Origin of the sequence: Streptomyces wedmorensis, assembly GCF_000716445.1 — a bacterium.
GTDB classification, from domain to species: Bacteria; Actinomycetota; Actinomycetes; order Streptomycetales; family Streptomycetaceae; genus Streptomyces; species Streptomyces wedmorensis.
Map to the genome: position 1 here is coordinate 1 of NZ_JNWK01000024.1, position 14960 is coordinate 14960.

Annotated in this window: 10 protein-coding genes; 4 read left to right on the forward strand and 6 right to left on the reverse strand. The window is 74.3% G+C overall.

Annotated features, from left to right (window positions below; all coding sequences use genetic code 11):
- Positions 1–118 precede the first annotated feature (118 nt).
- From OO54_RS20085 to OO54_RS20100, 4 genes are all read right to left on the reverse strand, one after another.
- Positions 119–811 carry a 3-keto-5-aminohexanoate cleavage protein gene (locus OO54_RS20085; protein ID WP_234439309.1) on the reverse strand — a complete coding sequence of 231 codons (693 nt, stop codon included), beginning with the start codon at positions 809–811 and terminating at the stop codon, positions 119–121.
- 74 nt (positions 812–885) lie between these two features.
- Positions 886–1500, reverse strand: a complete 615-nt coding sequence (locus tag OO54_RS20090) for a hypothetical protein (RefSeq protein WP_033204923.1) — start codon at positions 1498–1500, stop codon at positions 886–888.
- A 163-nt stretch (positions 1501–1663) separates the two neighbouring features.
- Complete coding sequence (locus OO54_RS20095; protein WP_033205043.1) at positions 1664–2995, reverse strand: alpha/beta hydrolase; 1332 nt, start codon at positions 2993–2995, stop codon at positions 1664–1666.
- A gap of 174 nt (positions 2996–3169) precedes the next feature.
- Entirely contained in the window at positions 3170–4417 is a 1248-nt protein-coding gene (locus OO54_RS20100) for an exo-beta-N-acetylmuramidase NamZ family protein (RefSeq protein ID WP_033204924.1), read from the reverse strand.
- 183 nt (positions 4418–4600) lie between these two features.
- On the opposite strand from OO54_RS20100, the gene OO54_RS20105 reads away from it, so the two are divergent.
- From OO54_RS20105 to OO54_RS20115, 3 genes are all read left to right on the forward strand, one after another.
- Entirely contained in the window at positions 4601–5395 is a 795-nt protein-coding gene (locus tag OO54_RS20105; RefSeq protein ID WP_033204926.1) for an SDR family oxidoreductase, read from the forward strand.
- Between the two features lie 143 nt (positions 5396–5538).
- On the forward strand, positions 5539–6132 hold the full coding sequence (locus OO54_RS20110; protein WP_017241640.1) for a TetR/AcrR family transcriptional regulator: 594 nt from the start codon (positions 5539–5541) through the stop codon (positions 6130–6132).
- A 25-nt stretch (positions 6133–6157) separates the two neighbouring features.
- Complete coding sequence (locus OO54_RS20115; protein ID WP_157856493.1) at positions 6158–10585, forward strand: WD40 repeat domain-containing protein; 4428 nt, start codon at positions 6158–6160, stop codon at positions 10583–10585.
- A 151-nt stretch (positions 10586–10736) separates the two neighbouring features.
- Here OO54_RS20115 and OO54_RS20120 read toward each other — a convergent pair whose 3' ends face one another.
- Both OO54_RS20120 and OO54_RS20125 read right to left on the reverse strand, forming a co-directional pair.
- Positions 10737–11951: an acyl-CoA dehydrogenase family protein gene (locus OO54_RS20120; protein ID WP_033204930.1), complete on the reverse strand. Its 1215-nt coding sequence runs from the start codon at positions 11949–11951 to the stop codon at positions 10737–10739.
- A 6-nt stretch (positions 11952–11957) separates the two neighbouring features.
- Positions 11958–12980: a phosphotransferase family protein gene (locus OO54_RS20125; protein ID WP_033205045.1), complete on the reverse strand. Its 1023-nt coding sequence runs from the start codon at positions 12978–12980 to the stop codon at positions 11958–11960.
- 132 nt (positions 12981–13112) lie between these two features.
- Between OO54_RS20125 and OO54_RS20130 the strand changes: the two genes are divergently transcribed.
- Positions 13113–14435, forward strand: coding sequence for an enolase C-terminal domain-like protein (locus OO54_RS20130; protein ID WP_033204931.1), 1323 nt, complete (start codon positions 13113–13115; stop codon positions 14433–14435).
- Positions 14436–14960 lie beyond the last annotated feature (525 nt).

A 14960-nucleotide genomic window follows, 5' to 3' on the forward strand; every position in this document is an offset into this window, starting at 1 on the left:
TGAGGTGAGTTCCTAGACAGCTCCCACCACACCGGAGGTCTTCGCCATGTTCAAGACCAGACCAGTGTCAACAACGCTCGTGATCAATACACCTAGGGCCTGTCCACCGGCGCTTCCGCTAGTACGCCACAGCCGCCGCCACCAGCTCGGCGTTCGAGCGGGCCCATGTGCCGTCCGGCAGGCGGAGGGTGTCCTCCAGGCCGATCCGGGCGGCGAGGCCCAGCCGGCGGGCCAGGCGCAGCACCGGCCACGCGCCGCTCTCCACGCCGTGGAGCAGCAGCGGCACGCCCGGGCGCCCGATCTCCGCGAGCAGGCCGACGGCCAGGGCGACGGATCGGGCTGCCGCAGGATCGGACCCCGTTGCCGGGCCCTGGGCGCTCGCCAGGACCCGCGCCACCCGTGGGGCCAGCGGGGAGCGGGCGAATCGGGCCGGGCCGTCGGTGCCCGGCCACAGGGCGGCCTCGACGGCGACGCCGCGGGAGAGGAGCGCCGCCGTGAGGTGCTCGGCGTGCGGCTCGTGCCAGTCGACCGAGACGAGGTCGGGGAGGGAGACCCAGGAGCGGATCCGCTCCGGTCTGCGCTCCGCGTCGGGCTCGGCGGACATGGCCGTCGCCACCCGGACCGGCCTGCTGCCCGCCGTCGTGCCCGTGTCCGCCGCGCCGACCGCCGCCCGGAGGGACGTCAGGACCGGCCCGAGCACCCGCGGGGACAGCGACGTGCGACCGCACGGCGTACGGGGGTGTACGCGCACCTCGTGGGCGCCCGCGGCCACCGCCGAGGCCGCCGAGGCGGCGAGGGACTCCGGTGACATCGGCACCGCCGAGGAATCCCCGGGCGACCGGAGCCCGTTGAGGCAGACCTGGAGCACGGGGCCGCACGGCCCCGTCACGCCGCCGAAACGAGGGGGCGGTGCCGGTCCCCGCGGGCCCTGGCCAGCGCGGTGGAGGTGAGCACCGAGTGGGGGACGCCGACGCCGCAGTCACCGCACACGGGGCCGACCCAGGGCTCGTACGCGTCTCCGTGCCCGGTCCACTCGATGCGCGGCCCGGCGCACACCGGGCACTCCTCACCCGGTCCCGTCTCCAGGGCCGCGATCAGCCGCCGCAGCACCTCGGGCAGCGGGTCCGAGGGGTGGACCGCCGGATCGCCGCACCGCACGACCCCGTTGCCGCCCCAGACGCGCCGGTGCCAGTCGTCGAGAGCGCCGAGACCGCGCAGGCCCTCGTGCTTCTCGCGCCGCCGCCGGGCCGCGAACTCCTCCTCGTACGCGAGCCACACGGCCCGCGCCTCCTCCAGCTCGTCGAGCGCGGCCACCAGCCGCCCCGGGTCGAGCTCCCGGTCCTCGGGTCCGAACCTGTGCCGGCGGCACAGATGGTCCCAGGTCGCCCGGTGCCCGTACGGCGCGAACCGCTCCAGGCACTTGCGCAGGGAGTACCTGCGCAGCGCCGTGTCGCACCCCGGATCGCGCACCTGTCTCGCGAGACTCCGGAAACCGGCCATCTCTCGCCACCTCCGCCGCTGGTCCTTCCGCGATATCAGAGGGACGAACGAGCGCCCCGCGATGTTCCATCGAATTGCCGATGGCACCCATCAGCGGGGCGGGAGAGACCCCTGGGAGGCCCCGGAACCAGCGCGTCCGGTGGGTTGCGGAGCAGGTCACCCCCTATGCCCGGCCGGTTCGCGCCGCCGACACCACCAGCCGGGCCAATTCGGGCCGGAGGATGTCGCTGTGCGAGCCGACCACCGCCGCCGCGTCGACGCTCACGCACCCAGTCGCCGGCACCCCCTCGCGCAGCACCGCCGCCAGCGTCCGCTCCAGCGTCCCCGGCACCGCCTGCACGCCGTCGTGCCCGATCGCCCCCCACCGCGGATCGTCCGCGCCGAGCAGACCGGCCCCGGCCCCGCGGAACGACGCGGAGTCGCCCGCGAGCCGGGACGCCAGCGGGTACATCACCCCGAGCGCCGAGTCGTGCCGTGAGTAGCAGGCCACCACAGGGCCGCGCACCCGGTGCTGCAAGTCCCGCAGCGCACCGGACCGCCGGGGGTCGTGCGGCAGCCGGGGCGCGAAGGCGTAGTGCGAGAAGGCGCCCTGAAGGAGGGTCACGGAGGCGACCGGCCGGGCCCCGGCGGGCAGCCCCCGCAGCGCGTACGCGACGAGCCGGGCGCCCATGCTGTGCCCCACGAGATGGACCCGCAGGCCGGGAGCCGTACGGGCGACTTCGCCGAGCAGCGGCCCGAGTCCCCGCTCGCCCACGTGCCCGGACCGCTTCTTCATCACGTAGTACGTCGCCTGCCGCAGCACCTCCCGAGCCCCTTTCCAGTACCGCTTCAGCCCCTCCCCGAATCCCTCCCCGAGCCCCTCTCCGAACCCCTCCTCGAATCCGTCCCCGCGACCTTCCTCGAATCCGTCCTCGAATCCGTCCTCGAATCCGCCCTCGATCCCGCCCCCGGCCTCCGCACCGCCCCGCTCCCCGGAGTGCTCGGCCTCCAGCGCCGCCGTGAACAGCGCGCACGTCTCCACCGGATCGGCCACCAGGAACTCCGGCACCGGATGCCGTGGGCCGGCGGCGCCCGGGAAGGGCGCGTCGGGAACGTCCGCCAGTTCGCGCAGCAGGGCGCCGAACTCGGCGAAGGCCCGCTCGTCGGCCGGTGCCGAGGCCAGCAGTTCGGTGATCCGGCCGAGGACGGGTTCCTTCTCCGGAAGGACCGTCACCAAGGACCGGTAGTCGGGGACGGGCTCGCCGGTGAACATCATCGACGGCCAGATCACCCCCGCGTAGCCGACCTCGACGCCGGGGGCGAGGAGGCCGGGGAAGGGGGCGAAGAAGTCCGAACAGAGGCGGGTGGCGCCGGACGGGGAACTGTTCCACCCGTGCGCCAGCACCACCAGGTCGGTGACCCCCTGCCGGGCCAATGCGACGAGGGAGGCGGACTGCCCCGCCGGCCCGTCGGCGTCCTTGTCGAAGGTGATCTCCCGGTACGGCTCCACACTCATCCCGGTCACGGCCTGACCGTCCCTCCACGTCGAGGCGGGCCGCCATGCCGTGGGCGCGCGCGTGCGCGGGCGGCGGCTCCACGGCCAGCATGCCCGCGCACGGCCCCGTCCAGACGTGGGACGCCGGGGGAGACCCGGTTCGGGGGAGGGACCCGGCTCCGACGGCGGTATCGCTCAGCGGTAGAGCAGGTACTCCTCGCGTACCGACCGGAAGGCCGCCAGGTCCGTCGACCACGCGCCGACGACCTCGTCGAGGCCCGCGCCCGCGTCGACGAGGGTCCGCACCCGGGTCGAGCCGGTCAGCTTGTCGATCCAGTGGTCGGGACGCCATGCGAAGCCCGGCCACGAGTTCCGGGCGGTGATGAGGAGCCCGATCCCGGTCCGTACGGGGTCGAAGGACTGCCGGTCGTGGACGTGGAGCTGGACCCCGCCCACGGTCTTCCCCTGGAACTTGGAGAAGGTCGGCGCGAAGTACGCCTCGCGGAGGTGGACGCCGGGCAGGGCGAGCGCGTTCGCGGCCTCGGCCCACCGCCGGTCGATGCCCTCCGCGCCGAGGAGTTCGAAGGGGCGGGTGGTGCCACGGCCCTCGGACAGGTTGGTCCCCTCGAAGAGGCAGGTGCCCGCGTACACGAGGGCGGTGTCCGGCGTCGGCATGTTCGGGCTCGGCGGCACCCAGGGCAGCCCGGTCGCGTCGAAGAACTCCGCACGCCGCCACCCCGTCATCCGTACGGTCTCCAGGGCCACGGGCGCGGTCAGGAACTCGCCGGCGAAGAGCAGGGCCAGCTCGGCCACCGTCATGCCGTGGGCCTGCGCGATCGGCTCGCGTCCCACGAACGTGGCGAACGCCCGGTCGAGGACGGGGCCGAGCGCGGCCCGCCCGGTCACCGGGTTCGGCCGGTCCAGGACGACGAACCGCTTCCCGGCGAGCGCGGCGGCCGCCATGCAGTCGTACAGCGTCCAGATGTACGTGTAGAAGCGCGCGCCGACGTCCTGGATGTCGAAGACGACGGTGTCCACCCCGGAGGCGGTGAAGACGTCCGCCAGCGGCTGCCCGCTCTTCAGGTACGTGTCGTAGACGGGCAGTCCGGTCGCCGGGTCGTCGTACCGCCCCTCGGAGCCGCCCGCCTGCGCGGTGCCCCGGAAGCCGTGTTCGGGGCCGAAGACGGCGACCAGGTCCACCCGTTCGTCGGCGGCCATCACGTCGACGATGTGGCGCGCGTCCGGGGTGATCCCGGTCGGATTGGTGACGACCCCGACCCGTTCGCCGGCCAGCAGCGCGTACCCGTCCGCCGCGAGTCGCTCGAAGCCGGTCCGCACACGGCCGTGGCCGGGCGCGGAGGCGGCCGGGGCCGCGGGCGCCGACGCCGCCACCGCCCCGAGAGCACCTCCGGCGGCCAGCAGACTCCGTCGCGACAGACCCATGGAACCTCCTCTGGGTGACATGGGCACGCACGCTAGCGCTCCTGACCGCCCCGGGGAACGAGGCGTGCGGAACGGGTCTTCCGCGACTCCATACCGACTGGTTAGTCTGTCCCGGTCCCCGCAAGCGCAGCGGGTCGTCGCGACTGTCGTCACGGCAGGTCGTCACAGCCGAGAGGTGGGTCCATGGCCGCGGGAACGGGCACGAGCACGGACACGAACGGGCTCCGGGGCGCCGGAGTCGTCGTCACCGGAGCGGGCGGCGGCATCGGCGCCGCCCTCGCCCGCCGCTTCGCCGCCGAGGGGGCCCGGGTCGTCGTCAACGATCTCGACCCCGTCCGCGCCAAGGCCGTCGCCGAGGAGATCGGCGCCGTCGCCGTACCCGGCGACGCCTCCGCGGTCGTGGACGAGGCACGGGACGCCCTCGGCGGCGGCGTCGACGTCTGGTGCGCGAACGCCGGCCTCTCCTCGCCCGGCGACGCCTTCGCCGACGAGGGCGTCTGGGCCGCCGCCTGGGACGTCAACGTCATGGCCCACGTCCGGGCGGCCCGTGCGCTGCTCCCGGAGTGGCTGGAGCGCGGCAGCGGCCGGTTCGTCTCCACCGTCTCCGCCGCGGGCCTGCTCACCATGATCGGCGCGGCGCCGTACAGCGTCTCCAAGCACGGGGCGTACGCCTTCGCCGAATGGCTCTCCCTCACCTACCGGCACCGCGGCCTCAAGGTCCACGCCATCTGCCCGCAAGGCGTCCGTACGGACATGCTGACGGCCGCAGGAACGGCCGGCGAGCTCGTCCTCGCACCCACGGCCATCGAACCCGAGGACGTCGCCGACGCGCTCCTCGACGCGATCGCGGCGGACCGCTTCCTCGTCCTGCCCCACCCCGAGGTCGCCGGCTACTACCGCAACCGGGCCACGGACCCGGAGCGCTGGCTCGGCACCATGAACCACGTCCAGCAGGCGTGGGAGACGGGCACCCGCTAGGAACGGCCCCGGCGGATGGGAAGATCTACGGACGGGAACGGCGTTTCCCGACTCAAGGCGATCACGGATCATCACGGATCATCACGGATCATCACGGATCATCACGGATGATCATGGGCGATCACGAAGAAAGGCGGCGGAGCATGGCCAGGACGACGGACGAGAGCGGCGCGCCCGTCCCCCAGAGGCTGCTCGCCGCCGCCACCCGGCTGTTCGCGGAACAGGGCTACGACCGCACCTCCGTCCAGGAGATCGTCGAGGCCGCCGGCGTCACCAAGGGTGCCCTCTACCACTACTTCGGCTCCAAGGAGGACCTCCTCCAGGAGGTCTACTCCCGGGTCCTGCGCCTCCAGCAGGAGCGGCTCGACGCCTTCGCGGACGCCGACGCGCCCATCGAGGACAGGCTGCGCTCCGCCGCCGCCGACGTCGTCGTCACGACCATCGAGAACCTCGACGACGCCGCCATCTTCTTCCGCTCCATGCACCACCTCAGCCCCGAGAAGAACAAGCAGGTCCGCTCCGAACGGCGCCGCTACCACGAACGGTTCCGGGCCCTGATCGAAGAGGGCCAGCGCTCCGGGGTGTTCTCCTCGGCGACCCCCGCCGACCTGGTCGTCGACTACCACTTCGGCTCCGTGCACCACCTCTCCACCTGGTACCGCCCCGACGGCCCCCTCACCCCCGAGCAGGTCGCCGGCCACCTCGCCGACCTCCTGCTCCGAGCCCTCCGCCCCTGACCCCGCTCCGGGGTATAACTGGCCCGTGGACGGGGAGGGGGCAGGGGCGGACGGGGTGCGCGAGCGGGCGGTCATCGACCGCAGACTCGTCGCCGTGGGCACGGGAAGCTATCGGCACGTACCCGAACTGCCCCTGATGTCCGAGGAGTTACGCGTCGCCGTCCGGCTCTTCGGCGGACTCGGCTACCGCGTCGACGAACGGATCACCGACGCCGGCCTCGGCGCGACCCGGGACCGGCTCCTCGACTGGGCCTACCGCACCGACGGCACCGGCAGCGCCGTCGTCGTCTACTGGACGGGACACGGCGCCGACGGCGCCGGCCGCCACTACCTGCTCTGCGCCGACAGCCACCCCGACCGGCTCGCCGGAACGGCGCTCGCCACCGAGGACCTCACACGCTACGTCCTCGAATCCGGCGCCGAACGGGTCCTCCTCGTCATCGACACCTGCTGGGCCGGACTGGGCGTCGCCGACTCGGCCGCGGTCGCCGGACGGCTGAGCGCCGCACTCCGGCAGGGAGCCGACCGCGGCCGGGCCACCGGCCGCGCCGACGGCGGGCGCCGGCTCACCGACTTCGCCGTGATCGCCGTCGCACGCGCCGAGGAAGCCGCCTCGCCGATGGTCTTCGCCGCCGCCCTCGAAACCGCCCTCGCGCGGCTCTCCGTCTCCCTCAAGCAGCGCTACCTCTCCGTCGAGCAGGTCGTCGACACCGTCAACGACATCTACCGGAGCGCCGGGATCCGCCAGACCGCACGCGCGCACGTGGAGACCGAGGGCTACTCCTTCTTCTCCTTCGAGAACACCGGCTTCCGCCCCGAGGCCCTGTCCGACGAGGGCGACGTCGCCGAACTCGCGGCCAGGCTCGCCCGGACCGGACCAGAGGGCCTGCGCCGCCGCGCCGACCTGGAGAACCACTTCGCCCCGCGCGGCAAGGGCTTCGAGCACACCGCGCCCGGCCGCGGCGGCTCCTACTTCGTCGGCCGCACCGCCGAACTCGACCGCATCGGCCACTGGCTGGCCCACGACGACGGCACCTGGGGCCGCGGCCTGGTCGTCACCGGCGGCCCCGGCGTCGGCAAGTCCGCCCTCCTCGGCAAACTGCTCCTGCGCTCCGGCGTCCGTACGGCGGACACCCCGGCGCCCACCGCCATCCACGCCCGCCACCGCTTCCTCGAAGACCTGGTCGCCGCCGTCGCCGAGGCCGCCGGGGTCACCGCCGGCACCCCGCAGGCCCTTCTCGGGGCCCTCGCCGCCCGCAGGGCCCCGCTCCACCTGATCGTCGACGCCCTCGACGAGGCCGGCGAGGCCCACGGCGACGACACCGAGGCCCGCCGGATCGCGACGGACCTGCTGTGCCCCCTGCTCCGCGTCCCCTGCGTACGGCTCCTCGTCGGCACCCGCCCCCACGTCGTCGACGCCTTCGGCGGCGAACCCGCCGTCCTCGACCTCGACGACTCCCGCGAGAGCAGCGGCGACGACGTCGCCCACTACGCCCGCCGCCTCCTCCAGGCACCCGACGGGCCCGGCAGCCGCGGCCCGTACGACGACGCGGGCGCCGAGACCGTCGCCCGGGAGATCGCCGCCCGCGCCCGCGGCAGCTTCCTCTCGGCCCGCATCGCCGCCCGCTACCTCGGCCGCGCGCCCCGCCCTGTCGACACCGCCGAACCCGGCTGGCACGCGCGCGTGCCCGAGGTCGGCGAGACTCCCGGCGTCACCTTCCTGCGGGTCCTGCGCCACCAACTCGGCGCCGACCACGCCCGCGGCCTCCCCCTCCTCGCCGCCCTCGCCCTCGCCGAAGGCCCCGGCCTCCCCCCTGACCACGTCTGGCGCGCGATCGCCTCGGCCTGCGCAACGGACCCGTCCGCCGAGCGGGACGCGCCAGGCACCTCCGCCGCCTTCGCCTGGGAGGACATCGCCTGGCTGCTCGACGCCGTGGGCGAGCACCTCGTCGAGGAGCTCGACGCCGACGGGCGTTCGGTCTACCGGCTGTACCACCAGGCGTACGCCGACGCCCTGCGCGGCACGCTCGACCCGGGTGCCCGCGGCCGCGTCGCGCACGCACTCGCGGGACTCGTCCCCGAGGGCCCGCACGGACCCGAGTGGGCCGCGGCACCCCCGTACGTACGCCGTCACCTCGCCGAGCACGCCGAGGGGACGGAGCTGCTCGACACCCTGGCCCTTGACCCCGAGTACCTGCTCACCGCCGCGGTCTCCGCGCTCCAGCGGGTCCTGAACCGGGCCGGGACCGAGCGGGCCCGCGCCGCCGCGCGTGCCGTCGGGCACTGCGCCGCCCTGCTGCACGCCCCCACCGACGAGGGCACCCGGGCCGCCCAACTGCGGCTCTCCGCCTTCCAGTCCGGCGCCGAGGAACTGGCCGGGGCGGTACGGCTCCGGTACCCGCGGCTGCCCTGGGACACCGAATGGGCGGAGGTGGCCCCGGTGCCGTACACCACCCTCGGCACGTTCGCGGGGGGCGTGCGCGGCGCCGCCGTCGTCCCCGCGCACGGCAGGACCGCCCTGGTGACCGCCGAGCGCGACGGACCCGTACGGGCCTGGGACACCGAGGGCGGCGAACTCCTCGCCGAACTCCCCACCGACCTCGGCCGGATCACCGCCGTCCACGGCTGCGCCACCCGGCCCTGGGCCGCCCTGCGGACCGCCGACCGGATCTGGGTGTGGGACGTGGAGAGCCGCGACCTGATCGGCGCCGTGCCCGCGCCGCCCCGCACGGTGGACTGCGCCGTGACCCACCTCGGCGGGGAGTGCCTGGTCGCCGCGCTCGACCGGTACGGCACGGTCACCCTCGCGACCGCCTCGGGCGAGGCCCCGCCGCTCACCCTGCGGGCCGACCGCCGCCGCGCGCTCCTGTGGCGCGCCTTCGACGGCGACCGGCTGGCCGTCGCGCACCACGAGGGGCGTCTCCGCATCGCCGTGACCCGCGTCCACCGCTGGAAGGAGAGGGGACGCAGGGCCCGCCTCACGGTCTGGGACCTCGCGGGCGCGTCCGGCGCGTCCGATGACTCCGTGGACAGCCTGACCGTCGAGCGGCGGCTGCACCGCAACCTGCGCGGCCGTGACGTCGAGGCCCTCGCGCTCCACCGGGGCACGGCCGCCGTGGCCACCCATCTCACCGTGGCCGGGCCCCTCGTGGGGACCTGGTCCACCACCCGGTCCGACGGCCTCCGGGTCGTCGAGTGGTCCGGGCACCCCCACGGCTCCGCCCTGCTGATCACCCCGGCCTCGGGCCCGGAGGTCACCCCGGCCTCGGCACCGGAGGCCGGGGCCGGGCCGATGTGCCTCTCGGCGACCGCGTACGCCGTGACCGCAAGGGCAGCCGACGGCACCGTCCTCGGCAGGACCCGCACCGACGCGCCGGTGTCCCGCCTCCTCCCGGCCGACCGGGGACCGGACGGGCTCCGGCTGGTCTCCCTGGGCGCGGACGCCTGGTCCGCCAAGGGGTGGCACCTCGGCCCGCCGCCCGAGCAGGGCGAGACGGCCGACGATCCGGAGGTGACCGTCGGGACCGGGACGCACTCCGGCCGGCCCGTCGTGGTCGTCCAGGACGCCGACGGCACCCGCCTCCTGGACGGTGCGAGCGGCGCCGTGATCGACCGCATGGAGGAGCGGGAGGACGGCCCGGCCGTCGAGACCCACCCGGGTGCTCCGGTCGTCCTCCGGGACCGGCTCGCGAAGAAGCGGAGGAAGCGGCGGCAGCAGGTCGGGACGTGGCTCTGGTCGAGCGAGCCGCCCGCCTCCTTCCCCAGGACGCGCGGACTGGTCCGGGCCTGCCCCGTACCGGGCGCCGGGGAGCCCGGCCTCCTCGCCTGCTTCGGCTACTACGAGATGGGCAGGCACTACATCGCCCTCCACACGCCCGACGGCCGGGTGGAGGAGCCCGTGGACGTCAGGCTGAACGACATCCACTCGGTGCGGCTGGTGCCGGACGGCGCACGGGTCCTGGCCGTCGTCGTCGGGCGGCGCCACGAGTTCGACGGCAGCACCGAGGAAGCGCCGCCGCCCGAGCCCTACCTGACGGTTCGTTCGGTTCCGGACGATACGGTCCGGTTCGCCATGCGGCTGACCTCCGCGGACATCGTCCACGACCTGGGCCGGTGGCCGCAGGGCCCCGCCCTCGGGTACGTCACGCACGACGGCGAACTCGCCGTCCGCACCCGGTTCCCCGCCTCCTTCACAGCGCCCCCGGGGAACCCGGACATCGTCCCGCGCCCCGACCGGGTCCGTGTGACCGCGCTCCGGCTGCAGACCAGGAACGGCCGCCCCACGGTCCTCACCGCCGGCGCCGACGGCGCTCTGACGCTGTTCGCCGCGGACACCACCGAAGTCCTGCACCGGATCCACCTCGGCGGCGAGATCCGGGGCCTGGACTGGCTCGACGACGAACGGCTCTGCGTCCACACCGCGACGGGCATCCTCTGCCTGCGCCTCGGCTGACGCCGGGGAACCCGACCGGGGCCGGGCCCGGCCGAGGCCCAGGAGGGGGCCTGGCCGACGCCCCGGGCCCGGGACGGGCGCCCGGCGCGGTGGACTCGCCGCGCGCCGGGCCCGCGCCTGCGGCTACCGGCGCCTAAGGGTCCCCGCGGCCCTACAGGTACTGCTTCAGCTCCCGGCGGGCCAGCGACCGCTGGTGCACCTCGTCCGGGCCGTCCGCCAGCTTCAGCGTCCGTGCGGCCGCCCACAGCTCGGCCAGCGGGAAGTCCTGGGACACGCCGCCGGCCCCGTGCGCCTGCACGGCCTTGTCGATGATGTCGACGACCGCGCGCGGGGTCGCGATCTTGATGGCCTGGATCTCGGTGTGCGCGCCCCGGTTGCCGACGGTGTCCATGAGCCAGGCCGTCTTGAGGACGAGCAGCCGCAGCTGCTCGATCGTCACCCGGGCGTCCGCGATCCAGTTCTGGACGACGCCCTGCCCGGCGAGCGGCTTCCCGAACGCGGTACGCGAGACGGCGCGGCGGCACATCAGCTCGACGGCCCGCTCCGCCATGCCGATGAGGCGCATGCAGTGGTGGATGCGGCCGGGGCCGAGCCGGGCCTGGGCGATGGCGAAGCCGCTGCCCTCCTCGCCGATCAGATGCGAGGCGGGGACCCGGACGCCGTCGAACAGCACCTCGGCGTGGCCGCCGTGCGAGTGGTCCTCGTACCCGTACACCCGCATCGCGCGCCGCACCTCCACGCCGGGGGTGTCGCGGGGCACCAGGATCATCGACTGCTGACGGCGCGGGTCGGCGCCGTCGGGGTCCGTCTTGCCCATGACGATGAAGATCCTGCAGTCGGGGTTCATGGCCCCCGAGATGTACCACTTGCGTCCGTCGACGACGTACTCGTCGCCGTCCCGCCGGATCCGGGTCTCGATGTTGGTGGCGTCGGAGGAGGCGACCTCGGGCTCCGTCATCGCGAAGGCTGAACGGATCTCGCCCGCGAGCAGCGGCTCCAGCCACTGCTTCTGCTGTGCCTCGTCGCCGAACTGGGCGAGCAGCTCCATGTTCCCGGTGTCCGGGGCGGCGCAGTTGAGGGCGGTCGGGGCGAGGTGCGGGCTGCGGCCGGTGATCTCCGCCAGCGGCGCGTACTGGAGGTTGGTCAGCCCGGCCCCGTACCGCGCGTCGGGCAGGAACAGGTTCCACAGTCCCTGCCGCCGCGCCTCGGCCTTCAGCTCCTCGACGACCTGCGGGGTGTCCCAGGGCGACGCGAGCCGCGCCCGCTGCTCCTCGGCGACGGCCTCGGCCGGGTACACGTGCTCGTCCATGAAGGCGAGGAGCCTGGTCCGCAGTTCCTCGGTGCGGGCGTCGTACGCGAAGTCCATGACGGATCAGCCTTCCTGAAGGGTCGTGAGGCCGTGCTCGATGAAGACGGGGACGAGTTCGCCGATGCGGTCGAAGCCGGCGCCGACGGTCTGCCCGAGCGTGAAGCGGTAGTGGATGCCCTCCAGGATCACGGCGAGCTTGAACCAGGCGAAGGCCGTGTACCAGGAGAGGGTGGAGGTGTCGCGGCCGGAGCGGGCCGCGTAGCGCTCGACCAGTTCGGCGGCGCTCGGGTGCCCGGGGGCCGTGGCGGTGGTGGAGATGGGCGAGTTCGGCAGATCCAGCGGTGTGCTGTACATGACGAGCAGACCCAGGTCGGTGAGCGGGTCGCCCAGCGTGGACATCTCCCAGTCGAGGACGGCCCGGATGCGGTCGTCCCCGTCGATGAGGACGTTGTCCAGCCGGTAGTCGCCGTGGATCACGGTGGGCGCCGGGGACACCGGCAGCGCGCGCCCGAGCGCTGCGTGCAGTTCGTCGATGCCGGGCAGCTCACGGCCGCGCGAGGCGTCCAGCTGCTTGCCCCAGCGGCGCAGCTGCCGGTCCAGGAAGCCCTCGGGCCGGCCGAAGTCGCCGAGGCCGACGGCCGCCGGATCGACGGCGTGCAGGTCGACCAGCGTGTCGACGAGGCCCAGGACGGCGGCGCGGGTGCGCTCGGCGCCGAGCGGCGCGAGTTCGCCGGCCGAGCGGTACGGCGTCCCCTCGACGAACTCCATCACGTAGAACGGCGCCCCGAGCACCGACTCGTCCTCGCAGAACAGCACGACCCCGGGGACGGGCACAGCGGTTCCGGCCAGGGCGCTGATGACACGGTGCTCGCGCCTCATGTCGTGCGCGGTGGCGAGCACGTGCCCCAGCGGCGGCCGGCGCACGACCCAGCGGCCGGTGCCGTCGCTCACGACGTACGTCAGGTTCGACCGTCCGCCCTCGATCAACCGCGCTTCGAGCGGACCGGCCACGAGCCCGGGCCTCTCACGGTCGAGGAAGCGGCGCAGCTGCTCGGGGTCGAGTCCTGGCGGCGGGGCGGAGCTCATGCGTGCGTACCTCCGGGTCGGCATCGGTCGGCGTTCATGATGACCGACCAGTCGGTATGTCGTCCAGGCCGGCGGCGGAAAAGACCTCTCCGCACCCTGGCCCTCGATCCCATGTCTGAATAGAGTTCACATATGGATTCGATGCTGATCATCGACGAGGTCCGACTCACCCCGATCCTCATCTCCGACCCTCCCCTCCTCAACGTCCAGGGCGTCCACCAGCCCTACACCCCCCGACTCATCGTCGAAGTCATCACCCGAGCCGGCACCACCGGCCTCGGCGAGACCTACGGCGACCGCGTCTACCTGGACCTCGCCCGCCCCCTGGCCGACGCCCTCCCCGGCCACCCGGTCACGGACGTGAACGCGCTGTTCGAATTGGCCGGAGTGGGAAGACCAGCGGCGGGGGAGAGGAACGCAGGGGCGTCGTCGTCACCGCCGCATGCACCGGTCACGGAGGCGGGGGTCGACGCCGCCGGTCTGCGAGGCGTGCGGACCGCCGACAAACTCCGCCTCTCCGTCGTCTCCGCTTTCGAGACCGCCTGCCTCGACGCCCTCGGCAAGACCCTCGGCCTGCCCGTCCACGCCCTCCTCGGCGGCAAGGTCCGCGACTCGGTCGAGTACAGCGCCTACCTCTTCCACCGCTGGGCCGCCCACCCCGGCGACGGCCCCACGGACGACTGGGGCGCCGCCCTCGACCCGGCCGGCGTCGTCGCCCAGGCCCGCCGCTTCGACCGCCTCCACGGCTTCCGCTCCTTCAAACTCAAGGGCGGGGTGTTCCCGCCCGAGCAGGAGATCGCCACGATCCGCGCCCTCGCCGAGGCGTTCCCCGGCCGCCCCCTCCGCCTCGACCCCAACGGCGCCTGGTCCGTGGACACCTCACTCGCCGTCGCACACGAACTGCGGGACGTCCTCGAGTACCTGGAGGACCCGGCGAGCGGCACCGACGCCATGGCCGAGATCGCCGCCCGTACGGACGTCCCGCTCGCCACCAACATGTGCGTGACCACCTTCGAGGAGATCCCCGAGGCCTTCGCGGAGGACGCGGTACGGATCGTCCTCTGCGACCACCACTACTGGGGCGGACTCCACCGCACCCGCGAACTCGCCGCGCTCTGCCGGACCTACGGCATCGGGCTCTCCATGCACTCCAACACCCACCTGGGCATCAGCCTCGCCGCCATGACCCAGGTCGCCGCCACCCTCCCCGAGCTCCACCACGCCTGCGACACCCACTACCCCTGGCAGACCGAGGACGTCGTCACCCCCCGCCCCGTCTTCCGCGCCGGGCGCATCCCCGTCTCCGACGCCCCTGGCCTCGGTGTCCAGCTCGACCGCCGGGCGCTCGCCGCGCTCCACCGCCGGTGGCTCACCGCCGACGTCGCCCTCCGCGATCGCGACGACACCGCCACCATCCTCTCCACCCACCCCACCTGGACCCCACCCCACTGGTAACCCCCACCCCTACGACCCGTGGCCCGCGCCCGCGTGGGGCCCGCGCCCCCGTGGGCCTTCGCCCGTCTCCCACCCCCGTGTGGGCAATCGTCCCGCCCTGTGGGGCCCGCACCCGTGTGGGCCTGCGCCTGCCTGGGCTGTTGCCCCACCCCGTGTGGGCCCGCGCGCGTGGGGCCGTACCCACCCCCTGTGTGGGCAATCGTCCCGCTGGGGCGGGACGGGTGGGCACACGGGACGGCGCCCTTGGCGGCGCCTCCGCCCCTGTTGCCCGAACCCGCACCCACAGCTCGGTGCGCACCGGGTGCGGGCTCGGGCGCGGAAGCCTGGGCCCGGCAAGGGGCGCCGTCCGTTGTGCCCACCCGTTCCGCCCCAGCGGAACGATTGCCCACAACGCGGGCGCACGGGCCCACAGCGCGCGGCGCATCCCACAACGAGGCGGGTGTGGGGTGGGCACCGCCCCGGCGGAACGATTGCCCACAACGGGCTGGGCGGGCACAGCCCGCAGCGCCGGGGCGCGGGCCCGCG